The organism is Pseudoxanthomonas sp. 22568, assembly GCF_052044485.1.
Lineage (GTDB): Bacteria > Pseudomonadota > Gammaproteobacteria > Xanthomonadales > Xanthomonadaceae > Pseudoxanthomonas_A > Pseudoxanthomonas_A beigongshangi.
Map to the genome: position 1 here is coordinate 64,246 of NZ_JBQENC010000012.1, position 14,335 is coordinate 78,580.

General features: G+C 69.5%; 13 protein-coding genes. 8 read left to right on the forward strand and 5 right to left on the reverse strand.

Annotated elements, in window-relative coordinates; translation table 11 throughout:
- Window positions 1–359 precede the first annotated feature (359 nt).
- The 7 genes from ACTJI2_RS15170 to ACTJI2_RS15200 all read left to right on the forward strand — a co-directional run bounded on the left by ACTJI2_RS15170 (window position 360) and on the right by ACTJI2_RS15200 (window position 7,220).
- Window positions 360–1,817: a Do family serine endopeptidase gene (locus ACTJI2_RS15170; RefSeq protein WP_192199234.1), complete on the forward strand. Its 1,458-nt coding sequence runs from the start codon at window positions 360–362 to the stop codon at window positions 1,815–1,817.
- A 237-nt stretch (window positions 1,818–2,054) separates the two neighbouring features.
- Window positions 2,055–2,420, forward strand: coding sequence for a hypothetical protein (locus ACTJI2_RS15175; protein WP_141454151.1), 366 nt, complete (start codon window positions 2,055–2,057; stop codon window positions 2,418–2,420).
- A 9-nt stretch (window positions 2,421–2,429) separates the two neighbouring features.
- Window positions 2,430–2,906, forward strand: a complete 477-nt coding sequence (locus ACTJI2_RS15180; RefSeq protein ID WP_440842618.1) for a phage holin family protein — start codon at window positions 2,430–2,432, stop codon at window positions 2,904–2,906.
- Complete coding sequence (locus ACTJI2_RS15185; protein ID WP_318288447.1) at window positions 2,903–3,340, forward strand: protein sip-5; 438 nt, start codon at window positions 2,903–2,905, stop codon at window positions 3,338–3,340. Before ACTJI2_RS15180 ends, ACTJI2_RS15185 begins: the two co-directional genes overlap by 4 nt.
- A gap of 495 nt (window positions 3,341–3,835) precedes the next feature.
- Window positions 3,836–4,936 (forward strand): AI-2E family transporter, encoded by a 1,101-nt coding sequence (locus ACTJI2_RS15190; RefSeq protein ID WP_183644960.1) that lies wholly within the window; start codon window positions 3,836–3,838, stop codon window positions 4,934–4,936.
- A gap of 182 nt (window positions 4,937–5,118) precedes the next feature.
- Window positions 5,119–5,856 carry an HAD family hydrolase gene (locus ACTJI2_RS15195; protein ID WP_183644957.1) on the forward strand — a complete coding sequence of 246 codons (738 nt, stop codon included), beginning with the start codon at window positions 5,119–5,121 and terminating at the stop codon, window positions 5,854–5,856.
- Entirely contained in the window at window positions 5,853–7,220 is a 1,368-nt protein-coding gene (locus ACTJI2_RS15200; protein WP_440842619.1) for a leucyl aminopeptidase family protein, read from the forward strand. Before ACTJI2_RS15195 ends, ACTJI2_RS15200 begins: the two co-directional genes overlap by 4 nt.
- On the opposite strand, the gene ACTJI2_RS15205 is transcribed toward ACTJI2_RS15200, so the two are convergent.
- The 5 genes from ACTJI2_RS15205 to ACTJI2_RS15225 all read right to left on the reverse strand — a co-directional run bounded on the left by ACTJI2_RS15205 (window position 7,211) and on the right by ACTJI2_RS15225 (window position 12,704).
- Window positions 7,211–8,917, reverse strand: coding sequence for a sensor domain-containing diguanylate cyclase (locus ACTJI2_RS15205; protein WP_318288443.1), 1,707 nt, complete (start codon window positions 8,915–8,917; stop codon window positions 7,211–7,213). The two genes, ACTJI2_RS15200 and ACTJI2_RS15205, sit on opposite strands and share 10 nt — an antisense overlap.
- A gap of 243 nt (window positions 8,918–9,160) precedes the next feature.
- Entirely contained in the window at window positions 9,161–9,763 is a 603-nt protein-coding gene (locus ACTJI2_RS15210; protein ID WP_183644951.1) for a response regulator transcription factor, read from the reverse strand.
- 47 nt (window positions 9,764–9,810) lie between these two features.
- Window positions 9,811–10,986 carry a sensor histidine kinase gene (locus tag ACTJI2_RS15215; protein ID WP_183645102.1) on the reverse strand — a complete coding sequence of 392 codons (1,176 nt, stop codon included), beginning with the start codon at window positions 10,984–10,986 and terminating at the stop codon, window positions 9,811–9,813.
- A 33-nt stretch (window positions 10,987–11,019) separates the two neighbouring features.
- Window positions 11,020–11,787 carry an ABC transporter permease gene (locus ACTJI2_RS15220; RefSeq protein WP_183644948.1) on the reverse strand — a complete coding sequence of 256 codons (768 nt, stop codon included), beginning with the start codon at window positions 11,785–11,787 and terminating at the stop codon, window positions 11,020–11,022.
- Entirely contained in the window at window positions 11,787–12,704 is a 918-nt protein-coding gene (locus ACTJI2_RS15225) for an ATP-binding cassette domain-containing protein (RefSeq protein ID WP_440842620.1), read from the reverse strand. The genes ACTJI2_RS15220 and ACTJI2_RS15225 overlap by 1 nt, the downstream gene beginning before the upstream one ends.
- A 244-nt stretch (window positions 12,705–12,948) precedes the next feature.
- Here ACTJI2_RS15225 and ACTJI2_RS15230 point away from each other — a divergent pair, with 244 nt between their 5' ends.
- Window positions 12,949–14,196 carry an efflux RND transporter periplasmic adaptor subunit gene (locus ACTJI2_RS15230; protein WP_183644942.1) on the forward strand — a complete coding sequence of 416 codons (1,248 nt, stop codon included), beginning with the start codon at window positions 12,949–12,951 and terminating at the stop codon, window positions 14,194–14,196.
- The last annotated feature ends 139 nt before the right edge of the window (window positions 14,197–14,335 follow it).

A 14,335-nucleotide genomic window follows, 5' to 3' on the forward strand; every position in this document is an offset into this window, starting at 1 on the left:
TTTTCTCACACCCTTCCATCGCTTTGGCGCCCCTCCCCGGGGAGCCTTCCTTTGTCAAGCAAAAACACCAGTGCTTGGGCCGCTTTCGCACCGGACCGCTATATGTAGTGGCGGCACGAGGTAGCCAAGCTACCCCCGGCCGGGGGGTCTGTCAATCGGCTTATGGTGCTTTTTTTCATGACAATCCGGGGTGATCCGGTGAAACCGCGGACAGTCCTGGCGTGGAACTTCATTGCGGGTTTAGTGGTCGATGCGCACACTCGTTCAGGAACGGCGGACGCCCCTTGCAAGCCTCGCCGGGCGCCGCCATCCGAAGTCCCAGACCCTCACGACCTGCCGCGATACGACCGATGCGACCGATCCGACCGCTCCCCACCCTGCTGGCCCTGACCGCCGCCGCCGCCTTCGGCGGATTTGCCGCCACGGCCATCCACGAAACCTTCCAGCAGCCCGCGCAGGCGATGCCCGCGGCCGCCATTCCCGTCGCCGCCACGCTGCCGGCCGCCGTCGGCGGCCAGCCGGTGCCGTCGCTGGCGCCGATGCTCAAGCAGGTCACCCCGGCGGTGGTCAGCGTGTACAGCCGCCAGACCGTGCGGGTGGCCAGCCCGCTGGGGCCGTTCGCCGACGACCCGTTCTTCCGCCGCATCTTCGGCATCCCGGACATGCCGCGCGAGCGCGTGGAGCGCGCGCTGGGCTCGGGCGTGATCATCGATGCCCAGCAGGGCCTGATCCTGACCAACCACCACGTCATCGAGAATTCCGACGGCGTGTCGGTGACCCTCAGCGACGGCCGCACCATGGAAGCCGAGTTCCTGGGTTCGGACCCGGACACCGACGTGGCGGTCATCCGCATCCCGGCCACCAACCTGACCGCCATCCCGATGGCCAACAGCGACCAGTTGCAGGTCGGCGACTTCGTGGTGGCGATGGGCAATCCCTACGGCCTGGGCCAGACGGTGACCTCGGGCATCGTCTCGGCGGTGGGCCGCAGCGGCATCCCGATGGCGGGCTTCCAGAACTTCATCCAGACCGACGCCTCCATCAACCCGGGCAACTCGGGCGGTCCGCTGGTCAACCTGCAGGGCCAGCTGGTGGGCATCAACACCGCCAGCTTCAACCCGCGCGGCAGCATGGCCGGCAACATCGGCCTGGGCTTCGCGATTCCGATCAACCTGGCCCGCAACATCAAGGACCAGCTGATCGCCAACAACGGCGTGGTCAAGCGCGGCACGCTGGGGGTGGAAACCCAGAACGTGGACGAGCGCCTGGCCAAGGGCCTGGGCCTGGAGAACCCGCGCGGCGCGCTGGTGACCCGGGTGTATCCGGGCTCGGCCGCCGCCGCCGCCGGCCTGCAGTCCGGCGACGTGGTGCTGGCCGCCAACGGCCAGCGCATCGACAACGCGCCGTCGCTGCACAACTTCGAGGGTCTGCAGGACGTCGGCAGCCGGATCAGCCTGGACGTGCGCCGCGACGGCAAGCCGTTGCAGCTGACGGCGACGTTGAAGGAAGGCCTGCGTTCGCTGGATGGTTCGACGGTGGATCCACGCCTGACCGGCGCGACCTTCAAGGATCTGGACGAAGGCTCGCGCCAGCAACTGCGCAGCATGGGCGCGGTCGGAGGGTTGCAAGTGGCCAATGTCGCTCGCGGCAGCCGAGCCTGGAACAGCGGCCTGCGTCCGGGCGATCTGGTGGTGGGTGGCAGCAGTGGCGATTTCGCCGATCTGGCCAGCTTCCGCGCCAGCTTCGATCGCAAGCCGCAGCAACTGGTGTTGCAGATTCTGCGTGGGCGCAGCTCCGGCAATCTGCTGATGCAGTAGGCGAAGCAGGAGCAAGAGCAAATCCCCCCTGCCCCCCTTTTTCAAAGGGGGGATCCTTCAGTGTTTTTCACTTGAACCCCGATGCTGCTTCTGCCTCCCCCTTTGGAAAAGGGGGATTGAGGGGGATTTGCTTCTGATCCTGGGATTTGCGCAAAGCCCCCACCCGGCCACATAACAGCCCATTCATGCCCACCTGCTATAGAGTGGAGCGGCAATCCCTCACTGCTGGAGACGACGATGAGCAATCCCACCGCTACCGATGCGATGAAGAGCAATCTGGGCGAGGCTGGTTCGCACCTGAAGTCGGCCGCATCCGCCGCCGGCGAGGCGATCAAGGGCGCCGCCGGCGCTGCCGGCGACGAGCTGAAGCTGGGCAAGGCCAACGTGAAGTCCGAGCTGGCCGACAGCGCGCTGGCCGGCATCGCCGCCGCCGAAGTGGGTGGCGCCGCCGCCCGCGAACAGGTGGATGCGTTGATGGACAAGGGCCGCGATCTGATCGACAGCGCCGCCGACCTGATCCGCGAGCGTCCGCTGGCCTCGTTCGGCGTGGCCTTCGCCGCCGGCTGGATCATCGCCAAGCTGGCACGCAGCGGCGACAAGTAAGCCCCACGCGTGAGCGTTCCGCCGGAATCTTCCGACACCGAAGCACCCCGAGCCGCCGAGCCCGGGCTGGACGACAGCCTGCGCGAGGTCGGCGCGGCCGGCAAGGCGGCGCTGGCGTCGGCCGGTGACACCGGTCGCGCGCTGCGCCGGCTGGTGTCGGCGGATCTGGCGCTGGCGCGCAGCGCGTTCGGCCGGGCGCTGGCCTGGGCCGGCGTGGCGATCATCTTCGGCGCCTCGGCCTGGCTGCTGTGCGCCGGTGCGTTGATCGCGTTGCTGCAGCGGCTGGGCTGGACCTGGCTGCAATCGCTGTCGGTGACCGCGCTGGTCAGCATCGGCGTGACCGTGCTGGCGGCGTGGAAGGTGGGGCAATATTTCGATCACACCGGGCTGCACGCCACCCGCCGCCAGTTGCAGCGGCTGGGCCTGTTCGACGAGCACGACGACGCCGACGAGGATGGCGACACCGACCCGGGAGCGGCGCGATGAATTTCGAACGCCTGCAACGCCGCGTGGATCGCGCCGAGCAATTGGTCGAGGGCCGCGCGCTGCAGACCCGGACGCACTGGCAAACCCTGAGCCAGGTCTGGCGCGACAGCTGGACGCCCGGACGCATCATGATTGCCGGACTGGTCAGTGGTTTCCTGGCTGGCCGCGCCGAACCGCTGCGCTCGATGAACGGCGCGCGCTGGTTGCAGATGGTGGGTTCGCTGAGCAGCCTGTTCGCCACCGTGCAAGCGGCCACCGCCGCCGACCAGGCCAGCGAGGCCGCCGACACCGCGCAGGCGGTGCAGGAAGAACAGGCGGGCTCGCAGGCCTACCCGCCGGAAGAACCGCTGGTGGATGAAGCCTTCGACGAGGAAGAGATGCCCCTCCGCCAGCCCATGCCAGCGGAAGCGGCGACCGAGATGTCCGAGCGCTAGGCTCGCGAAATCCGTCCAGTCGTTGCGCCCCACGCCCTGATGTTGCTCTTGCCTCCCCCTTCGAAGAAGGGGGACCGAGGGGGATTGGCTCTTCCGCGTAAAGCAAATCCCCCGGTCGCCTGCGGCGCCCACCCCCTTCTTCGAAGGGGGTAGCTCGCAATCACTTCTCGCAACGCGCGGGACTCTTCTTGTGGCTCTGCTTTGCCTCCCCCTTTGAAAAAGGGGGAACGAGGGGGATTGGCTCTTCCGCGTAAAAGCAGGCGCTCCACAACCGCCGCATGGCGGGTCAATCCACCGGTCGCCTGCGGCGCCCACCCCCTTCTTCGAAGGGGGTATGGCTTGTGTCGCCCGATGCCCGTCGATTCGGCGTGAACGAAACCCGCTTCCCCTTCACGCCATGACGATGACGCCTGCCGGAACCCGTCCGGCCACCGCGCCGGCCGTGCGGAACCGGCCTGGAGCGGCATAATCGGACTCCATTTCCGGAGTGCCCCGATGGCCCTTTCGCCCGCTGGCGACACCCCCGCTGCCGCCGCCGAATCCACGCCGCTGCCGCCGCGCCCGCGCGCGCCGATAGCGCTGGTGGTGCTGGCGACGCTGGCGGTCGGGTTCACCCTGTGGGCGGCGCAGGACGTGGTGCTGCCGGTGCTGCTGGCCGCGTTCTTCGCGCTGGTCGGCAATCCGATCATCCGCACGCTGCGGCGCCTGCGCCTGCCGCGCTTCCTGGCCGCGCTGATCGTGCTGCTGGGCGGACTGGCCGCCGCCGGGGCGCTGGGCACGCAGTTGTGGCAGCCGGCTTCGGTGTGGTTCCGCGAGGCGCCGAGCGAACTGCGCCAGCTGGCGCCGAAGCTGCGCGAGTGGACCAAGCCTGTGCAGGAGGCCAACCGCGCGGCGGAGAACTTCGCCCGCGCCGCCGGCGGCGAGACCGGCAAGCGCCCGCAGATCGTGCGCACCGCGCAGGACGATCCCTACCGCATGCTGACCACCACGCCCCGCTTGCTGGCCTCGATCCTGGCGGTGGTGTTGTTGACGTTCTTCTTCATGGTCTACGGCGAGAACCTGCAGCGGCAGGCCATCGCGCTGCTGTCCAGTCGGCAGCAAAAGAAGTTCACCGTGGACATCCTGCACTCCATCGAGCGCGAGGTCTCGCGCTACGTGCTGACCATCAGCGTGATCAACACGGTGGTGGGCCTGATCTTCGCCACCGCGCTGTACCTGCTGAAGATGCCACTGAGCGAGGCGATGCTGTGGGGCACGCTGGTGGCGCTGCTCAACTTCGCGCCGTATGTCGGCCCGCTGATCGGGGTGATCATGATGCTGCTGGTCGGCTTCATCACCTTCGACGATCCGCTGCACACGCTGCTGCCGGCCGGCATCTACCTGGTGCTGCATACGCTGGAAGGCCAGATCATCACGCCGATCATCCTGGGCCGGCGGATGGCACTGTCGCCGCTGGTGCTGATCCTGGCGTTGATGCTGTTCGGCTGGGCGTGGGGCATCATCGGCCTGCTGCTGGCGGTGCCGCTGCTCGTCTGCGTGAAACTGGTGCTGGCGCGGGTGGAAGGCATGGAAGGCTGGGCCCGCCTGCTGGAGTAACCGCCCCGCCCCCTCCAACCTGTGGGAGCGACGTGAGTCGCGAGCTTTTGGCACGGAACCGGCCATACCCCGTCTGTGGCTTTCCTGGCGATGGTCGGGTATCGCGACTCACGTCGCTCCCACAAGAAGGGAGTAGGTAAGCGTTTTCGGCGGCTGGAAGCGCGGCGGGGTAAAATCGCCCCGTGAGCTTCCCCGTCCGCGCCATCACCCTCGACCTCGACGACACCCTCTGGCCGTTCGCGCCCATCGGCGCGCGGATTGAACGGGTGCTGCACGAGTGGCTGATCGAACACAGTCCGCGTACCGCCGAACTGTTTCCGGTCGAACGCATGCGCGCGCTGCGCGAGCAGGTGTTCACCGCCCATCCGGAACTGATCCACGACCTCAGCGCGTTGCGCCGCCTGACCCTGCAGCGCGCGCTGCACGAGAGCGGAGCGGATCCGGCGTTGCTGGAACCGGCCTACGAAGTGTTCTACGCGGCCCGCAACCAGGTCGAATGCTACCCCGACGCCATCGACGCGCTGCTGCGCATCGCCGCGCGGGTGCCGGTGGCGGCGGTCACCAACGGCAACGCCGATCTGGAGCGAATCGGGCTGGCCCGGCATTTCGTGTTCCAGTTGGGCGCACGCGAGCACGGTTCGGCCAAGCCGGAACCGGGTATCTTCCTGGCCGCCTGCGATCGCCTGGGCGTGCCGCCCGCGCAGGTGCTGCACGTGGGCGACCACATCGATCTGGACGTGGTCGGGGCGGCGCGCGCCGGCCTGCGCACCTGCTGGCTCAACCGGATCGACCACGTCGATCACCTGGCCGGCTGGCCGCATCCGGACCCCTTGCCGGACCTGGAATTCGCCACCCTCACCGCACTGGCCGACTGGCTGGATGCCCATCCCGATTTCGCCACGGAGCATGCCCGCGCATGAACCTTTCCCCCGGCTACACCCAGGATTCCCCCCAGGCCCGCCCCCTGCACGTCGTCGCGCGCGGCGGCTGGGAAAGCTGGCGCGATGCGCAGCCCGCCGCCGTGCGCGCGTGGCTGGAGGCGCAGAACTACAGCGCCGCGCCGGGCACGTTGGCGTTGCTGCCGGATGCCGAGGGACTGGCCGGCGCGGTGATTGGCGTGGGCGACCCGCTGGATCCCTACAGCTACGCACACGCGCCGTTCGCGCTGCCCGCGGGCGACTGGCGGATCGCGCATGACCTGGATGCCGATGCGCACGCGGCGCTGCAACTGGGCTGGGGTCTGGGCAGCTACCGCTTCAGCCGCTACAAGACACCCTCTCGGTTGCCGGCGCGGCTGGTGCTGGGCGAACCCGACGCCGAAGCGCAGGATCTGCTGACCGCCAGCCTGCGCGTGCGCGACTGGGTCAACACGCCGACCGAGGACATGGGTCCGGACGAGCTGGAAGCGGCCGCGCGCGCGATCGCCGAGGCGCATGGCGCGGACATCGACGTCATCGCCGGCGATCAGCTGCTGGCGCAGAACTTCCCCGCCATCCACGCGGTCGGCCGCGCCTCGCATCGCGCGCCGCGCCTGATCGCGCTGCAATGGGGCGACCCGGCGCATCCGCATGTGGCGCTGGTCGGCAAGGGCGTGTGCTTCGACACCGGCGGGCTGGACATCAAGCCGGCCGACGGCATGCGCAACATGAAGAAGGACATGGGCGGCGCGGCGCACGCGCTGGCGCTGGCCGGGCTGGTGATGGAGCGGGGGCTGCCGGTGCGCCTGACGCTGCTGCTGCCTGCGGTGGAGAACAGCATCGGTCCGAACGCGTTCCGCCCCGGCGAGATCATCGCCACCCGCAAGGGCATCAGCGTGGAAATCGACAACACCGACGCCGAAGGGCGGGTGATCCTGTGCGACGCGCTGACCTACGCCGGCGAGCAGTCGCCGGAGATCGTGCTGGATTTCGCCACCCTCACCGGCGCGGCGCGGATCGCGCTGGGTCCGGATCTGCCGGCGCTGTTCGCCAATGACGACGCGCTGGCCAACGACTGGATCGCCGCCGGCGATCGCATGCGCGATCCGGTCTGGCGGATGCCGCTCTGGCGTCCCTACCTGCGCTACCTGACCAGCAACGTGGCGGATCTGGCCAACGCCGGTTCGCGCATGGCCGGCGCGGTCACGGCCGCGCTGTACCTGGAACGCTTCCTGCCGGCCACCCAGAAGTGGGCGCACCTGGACGTGTACGCGTGGAACGACAGCGATCGTCCCGGCCGCCCCGCCGGCGGCGAGGCGCTGGCCCTGCGCAGCGCCTACGCGCTGCTGAAGGCGCGCTACGCCTGATGGACCACGTGGCCGCCTGACTCGGCAGCCGCTTCCACCCGGTCCCGGCCATCGCGCTTGGCGCGGTAAAGCGCTTCGTCGGCGTGGCGGATCAGGCTTTCGCCCTGGCGCCCGTGCAGCGGGAAGCTGGCCACGCCGATCGACACGGTGACCGCCGGCAGTTCCTGGCCCATGTGGCGGATGCGCATCGCGCCCACCGCCGCGCGGATGCTCTCGGCGCGCTCGCGCGCGGTGTCCAGATCGGTTTCCGGCAGGATCAGGGTGAACTCCTCGCCACCGTAGCGGCAGGCAATGTCCTCGCTGCGCGCCAGCTTCTGCAGCAACTGGCCGAACCCGGACAGCAGGGTGTCGCCGCCGACATGGCCGTGCAGGTCGTTGAAGGCCTTGAAGTGATCCAGATCCATCATCATCACGCTCAGCGGCAGGCCTCGCCGTTCGCAGCGCGCCAGTTCGCGCGCCAGCGATTCCTCCAGGTAGCGGCGGTTGAACAGGCCGGTCAGCGGTTCGCGGATGGATTGCAGGCGCAGGCGTTCCTGCAGGTCCAGGTTGGACAGCGCCATCGACAACTGCTCGGCGGCGGTCTCGATCAGATCCTGGCGGGCCAGGAACCCGTCGTCGTGGCTGGACAAGTACAGCAGGCCCAGCTGGGTGCCCTGGGCGATCAGCGGAATGCAGGCGGTGGTCGGCGAGGCGTGCAGCGCCGGCGACATGACGTGGGTGCAGCCCAGCATCTCGGCATGCGCGCGATGCACGTGCGGCTGGCCGCGGCGCAGCGCCCAGCAGGCTTCCAGCGGGAACATGGCGTCGCTGTGCAGCGCGTGCTCGCCCCAGTGCGCGGCTTCCTCGGCGTAGTCCTGCGAGGCGCGAATCCGGTACAGCGTCCCGCCGACGTGCGGCAGAAGGCGGGCGAAATGCTGGGTGGCCAGCCGGATCGCCTCCTCGGTACGCACGCAGCTCTGCAGCATGCCGCTGTAGCGACTGAGTTCATTGAGGTCGGCGCTGTGGGTCTCCAGCTTGTCGATGGTCACCATCAGTTGCCGGCGGGCATCGCTGCTGGCTTCCTCCGCGCGGGCCCGGCGGCGGATCTCGCCCACCAGCAGCCAATAGACCAGTCCGGTCACCGCCAGTCCCAGCGGAATGCCGAGCAGCGCCAGGCCACGCAACAGGTTGGCACTGTCCTGGCTGGATCTGGCGCGCTGGGCCAGCAGTTCGCGCTCGGCAGCGATCAGCGTTTCGGCCTGATCGCGGATGCTGACGCTCGCCTGCCGCACTTCATGGTTGATGGAACGTTGTGCCGCCGCCAGGCCGCCGAGCCGGAAGTTGCCCACGGTGGCTTCCATCTGCGAGAGCCGGCGCAGGATTTCGATCCGCCACGCGACCACCCGCCGGGTCTGTTCGGGGTTGTCGCGGACCAGCAGTTGCAGGCGCTCGATCGCATCGGGCAACTGGTCGCGGCTGCGCCCGTAGTCGGCCAGGTAGTTGACGTTGCCGGTGAGCAGATAGCCACGCTGGGCGGACTCGCTGTCATGCACCGCCGCTTCGATGGCACCGATGAGCGCGATGACCTCGTTGGTGTGGGTCACCCGGTTGGCGTCGGAAATGAAGCGTTGCGCCCCGTAGAACACGCCCGCACCGATGGCCACGAAGATCAGCGCGGCGGCGAAAAGACCGAGTCGGTTGGCTTGGCGGGGTCTCACGGGAATGCGTCAGTGCCGGGTCGGGACCGGCCCCAGCCTAAGCACAGGCACCGGACACGACAATCCCGCAGGCACCGTTATGGAACCAGCGACACATCATGACGCGCGTCACGCGGACCGCATCGAAAGCGCGCGGGCGGCTTCCGTTGCGCTTTGCGAGGTTTCGCCGCGCCCGCTGACGGCGGGTTGTCGGCGCGTGAGAACGTACGCTGACGAATGTGGAAGCCGCGATTACAGCGGCGACTACAGCAGGCCGCGCTGGCGCGCCAGCCGATAGGCCTCGATGCGGTTGCTCACGCCGAGCTTGCCAATGGCCTCGGACAGGTAGTTGCGCACGGTGCCCTGCGAAAGATTGAGCTGGCGCGCGATGTCGCCGGCCGACAGGCCCTCGCCGGCCAGCCGCAGCACCTGGCGCTCGCGATCGTTGAGCGGGTCGGCTTCGTTCCAGGCTTCCAGCGCCAGCTGCGGATCGATCGCGCGGCCGCCGGCATGGACCTTGCGCAGCGCGGCGGCCAGCTGGTCGGCCGGCGCGTCCTTGAGCAGATAACCCGACACGCCCGCGTCCAGCGCGCGGCGCAGATAGCCGGCGCGGGCGAAGGTGGTGACGATCACCACCCGGGTGGGCCACGCGTGGCGATGGATGCGCTGGGCCAGTTCCAACCCGGTCAGGCCGGGCATTTCGATGTCGGTGACCAGCAGGTCCGGACGCAGCCGCTGCAATTCGCGCCACGCCGATTCGCCGTCGGCGGCGGTGCCGACGACTTCGATGTCCGCTTCCAGGTTGAGCAGCGCGGTCAACGCGCCGCGCACCATCGCCTGATCCTCGGCCAGCAACACCCGGATCATGCGCGCGGGGATTGCGCCGGATGCGGGGCGTGCGGCATGGGGCGTCCTCAGGTCTGCGCGGGCAGCAAGGATGCCGCGCCGGAGGCCTGTGGCGCCAGCGGGCCTGCCGGCAGACTGGCTTCCAGCACGGTGCCGCGGCCGGGGCGTGCATCGACGCGCAGGCTGCCGCCAAGTGCTTCCAGCCGCTCGCGCATGCCGCTCAGCCCGTTGCCGGGCACGATGGCGCCGCCGCGTCCGTTGTCCTCGATGCGCAGCCGCAAGCGTCCATCTGCCACTTCCAGCTCCACCCGCGCGGCGCTGGCGCGGGCGTGCCGTTGCAGGTTGGTCACCGCCTCGCGCACGGTCAGCGCGAGCACGGTTTCCTGTTCCGGCGACAGCGGCGGAATCCCGGCCGGACAGGTCAGCGTCACGCCGTCGGATTCCAGCAGCAGCCGTGCCGAGGCCAGTTCGGCGGCCAGGCCCGCCGCGCGGATGCCGGTGACCGCGCTGCGCACCTGCGCCAACGCGTCGCGGGCGACCCGGCTGACCTCGTCGATCTCGCGCCGCGCGCCCGCCGGATCCCGATCCAGCAGCTTGCCGGCCAGATCCGACTTGAGCGCCACCAGCGACAACGTGTGGCCAAGCAGATCATGCAGGTCGCGGCCGATGCGCTCGCGCTCGGCCATCGCGGCCAGCCGGCGCACCTCTTCGTGGCTGAGCATCAGCGCCGCGTCGGCCTGCGCCTTGCGCGCGAAGCTGATGTTCATCAGGCCCACCGCGAACCCGACCATGAGCGTGCTGGCCAGGTAGATCAGCGGCCAGCCCAGCGCCATCCATTCCACCGAATACGCGGCCAGCAGCACCAGCATCCAGGCAATCGCGGAACGGGTGGGGCCGGCGAACGCCATGAAGGCGCAGGCGTAGATCATGTAGCTCTGCGCACCGGGATTGAACGGCGTGAGCGCATAGCCCAGCACCGCCATGCCCAGCGCGTTGAACAGCATGTACCGGCGGTCGCGGTAGTAAGCGCCATGGAACAGCAGCAGGAACACCGCGTAGCTGGCCAGGGTGGGCCACAGCCAGTTCGGGAACGACGCCGGGTTGGACATCGGGGTGACGAAGATCCAGATCGACCAGATCAGCATCAGCAACGGGAACCAGCGCCCGGTGCCGCGCCCACGCAGTTCGCTGCGCCGCTCGTGCAGGTTCGCCAGCGAGTTCTCGGATACGGGCGGGAAGTACATGAACACGCGGATTCTCCGGAACGGAACCGAACCTCAGGCCGGACGCGCCAGCCGCCGCCAGGCCAGCAGGCCGAACACGACGGTGACGAGCGCCAGCACGGCCAGATGCAGGATCAGCGGCTGGCCCGCATCCTTGCCGACTACCCGCAGCGCGATCTGGGCCAGATGATACGCCGGCCACAACTGCGCCAGTTGCGACAGCACCGCCGGCAGCATGCTCAGCGGCAACCACAGGCCGGACAGGAATGCCATCGGCAGGTACACCAGGTTGATCACCGCCGGCGCGCCCTCGCCACCGACCAGGCAGCCCAGCCACAGGCCGAGCGCGGCGAACGGCAATACGCCCAGCACGTTGACCAGCCACAGCGCCGCCCATTGCCACGGCGACAGCGAAACCCCGGCCAGGCCCGCGGCGATCAGCGCCAGCAGCACGGACACCACGGCGGCGAAGATCATCGCCATGGCGGTCTTGGCCAGCAGATAGGCCGCCGGCGGCATCGGCAGCGCGCGCTTGAGCGCCAGCAGGCCGCGTTCGCGATCCAGGGCCACGCTCACGCCGAAACCGAACAGGGCCACGCCCATCACCCCGAACACGCCATAGGTCGCCAGGAAGTAGCGCGCCGCCACGTCACCGCCCTGCCGCGCGCCCAGCAGCACGCCGAACAGCAGGTAGAACAACGCGGGAAACAGCAGGGTCGGCAGGGAGAACGAAGGCGTGCGCAGCAGGCGCAGGAATTCGTAGCGGGCTTCCAGCAGGTAGGCGCGCAGCGGCGCGCGCGCAGGAGCGATCGTGGTGTCCATCAGGCGGCCTCCTGTTCGCGGGCCTGCCGGGTGAGGCTGATGAAGGCCTCGGCCAGGCCGGCGCGGGCCACTTCCAGTTCGGTCAGCGCGGCGTCCTCGGCCAGCAGCCGGCGCACCACGGGTTCGGCCAGATCGGCGACGATCTCCAGGCGCTCGCCGTCATGCCGGGCGCTGCGCACCTGCGGCCAGCCGGCCACGACTTCCGCCGGCAACGCGGTGAGGCAGCGGATGCGCCGCTGCGCGACCCGCGCGCGCACCTCGGCCACGCTGCCCTCGGCGATCACGCGTCCGCCGTCGATCACCGCGACGCGATCGGCCAGCGCCTCGGCTTCCTCCAGGTAGTGCGTGGTCAGCAGCACCGCGCAGCCATCGGCGACCAGTTCGCGGATCGCTTTCCACAGGGTCTGGCGCGCCTCGATGTCCAGGCCGGTGGTGGGTTCGTCCAGGAACAGCAGTTGCGGACGGCCGCAAATCGCCAGTGCGAACTGCACGCGCCGCTGCTGGCCGCCGGACAGTTGCCCGTAGCGGCGCTCCAGCAGGCCATCCAGTCCGGCCATCGCCACGCAATCGGCGACGCTGCGCGGGGCCGGATAGTAGCTGCGGGTCAGATCCAGCAGTTCGCGCACCTTGAGCGTGTCCGGAATGCCGGCGCTCTGCAGCATCACCCCGATGCGCCGGCGCACCGCCATCGCACCGGGCGCCTGGCCGAACAGGCGGGCCTCGCCGCCATCGGGCGGTTGCAGGCCCAGCAGGATCGCGATGGCCGTGCTCTTGCCGGCGCCGTTGGGACCCAGCAGCGCCAGCAGGCGTCCGGGCGCCAGCGCCAGATCCAGTCCGGCCAGGGCGGTGATCGGTCCATAGCGTTTGTGCACGGCGCGCAACCGGGCCGGTTCGTACTGCGGTGCCTGCGTATCCATGTGGGGCGCGCTCCGAGATGTCGGCGATGCGACCAATCTAGGCCGCCGCCGGCGGACCCGGCAGTGGCGGTCTTCATGCGTGGTGGATGACAGCTGTCACTTGGTCGTCCGGCCCTGGCCGGGCATCCTGTGCCCTCCCCGCTCCGGGCGCGGAGCCGCCGGGCCGGCAACAAGTGACTTCCGGCAACTGGGCCGGGTTACCCTAGCTGGTCACACTTTCCGCGTTCGCCCGTCTGGATAAGCGATGAACTCTTCCGCCGACCTGTTGAAGGAACTCCGCATCGATCGCAAGGCCGCGCCGCCGGAACCGCCGTCGCGCCGTGGACTGTGGATTGGACTGGGCGTGGCCGCCGTGCTGGTGCTGCTGGCGGTGGGTGGCTGGTTCGTGTTCGGGCGCGACAAGGGCGTGCCGGTGCGGACCGCGCCGGTCATCGCGATCGGCAGCAGCGGCGCTTCGGCCTCGGTGCTGGACGCGACCGGCTACGTGGTCGCGCGGCGGATGGCGACGGTGTCGGCCAAGGTCACCGGCAAGGTCCAGGAAGTGCTGATCGAGGAAGGCATGCAGGTCGAGGCCGGCCAGGTGCTGGCGCGGCTGGAGCCGATCGACGCCGACGCCGAACGCGCGCTGGCCGAAAGCCAGTTGCAGGCCGCGCGCAGCCAGAGCACCGGCGTGCAGGCGCGGCTGAAGGAAGCCGAGGCCAACGTGCGCCGGCTGTCGCAGCTGACCCAGCAGCAATTGGTCGCGCGCTCGCAATACGACCAGGCCGTGGCCGAACGCGACGCCCTGCGCGCCGAGGCGCTGACTTCGCAGCGCAACCAGCGCGCCGCCGCCGATCGCCTGCGCATCGCCGACATCGGCAAGGACAACACCGTGGTACGCGCGCCGTTCTCCGGCGTGGTGATCGCCAAGGCCGCCCAGCCCGGCGAAATCGTGTCGCCACTGTCGGCCGGCGGCGGCTTCACCCGCACCGGCATCGGCACCATCGTCGACATGGATTCGCTGGAAGTGGAAGTGGACGTGGGCGAGGCCTTCATCGGCCGGGTGCAGCCGAAGATGCCGGTGGAAGCCACCCTCAACGCCTACCCCGACTGGAAGATTCCGGCCGAGGTCATCGCCATCATTCCCACCGCCGATCGCGGCAAGGCCACGGTCAAGGTGCGCATCGCGCTGAAGCAGAAGGATCCGCGCATCGTCCCGGACATGGGCGTGCGGGTGAGCTTCCTGGAAGCGGCCAAGCCGGCCGAGGAGAAGAAGCCGCAGGGCGTGCGCGCCCCGTCGGCGGCCATCGTCGAGCGCGACGGCCAGCCGGTGGCGTTCGCCCTGACAGAGCAGAACACGGTCGAACAGCGCCTGCTGAAGGTCGGCCAGCCGATGGGCGACGATCGCCAGGTGCTGTCGGGCCTGGGCGCGGGCGACACGGTGGTGCTCAGCCCGCCGGATGAATTGCAGGACGGCAGCAAGGTCACGCTGGCCGAGGACGAAGCGCAGTAACGGTTCCGGTTCCATCGCGCGCGTCGCGGACGTTGCGACGCGTGCCCGGCAGGCTCCACCGGCTGCCGATTCATGACCGCCGCCACCCGTCGGTAGCGCGGCCCGCAGGACGCCCGGGAAACCATGCCCGGGCGCGCAC

Coding starts and splice junctions, on each gene's coding strand:
- ACTJI2_RS15190 (WP_183644960.1), top strand. CDS start 3,836: ATGGCCCTTTCGCCCGCTGGCGACACCCCCGCTGCCGCCGCCGAATCC.
- ACTJI2_RS15215 (WP_183645102.1), bottom strand. CDS start 10,986: ATGTACTTCCCGCCCGTATCCGAGAACTCGCTGGCGAACCTGCACGAG.
- ACTJI2_RS15200 (WP_440842619.1), top strand. CDS start 5,853: ATGAACCTTTCCCCCGGCTACACCCAGGATTCCCCCCAGGCCCGCCCC.
- ACTJI2_RS15230 (WP_183644942.1), top strand. CDS start 12,949: ATGAACTCTTCCGCCGACCTGTTGAAGGAACTCCGCATCGATCGCAAG.
- ACTJI2_RS15210 (WP_183644951.1), bottom strand. CDS start 9,763: ATGATCCGGGTGTTGCTGGCCGAGGATCAGGCGATGGTGCGCGGCGCG.
- ACTJI2_RS15175 (WP_141454151.1), top strand. CDS start 2,055: ATGAGCAATCCCACCGCTACCGATGCGATGAAGAGCAATCTGGGCGAG.
- ACTJI2_RS15220 (WP_183644948.1), bottom strand. CDS start 11,787: ATGGACACCACGATCGCTCCTGCGCGCGCGCCGCTGCGCGCCTACCTG.
- ACTJI2_RS15225 (WP_440842620.1), bottom strand. CDS start 12,704: ATGGATACGCAGGCACCGCAGTACGAACCGGCCCGGTTGCGCGCCGTG.
- ACTJI2_RS15185 (WP_318288447.1), top strand. CDS start 2,903: ATGAATTTCGAACGCCTGCAACGCCGCGTGGATCGCGCCGAGCAATTG.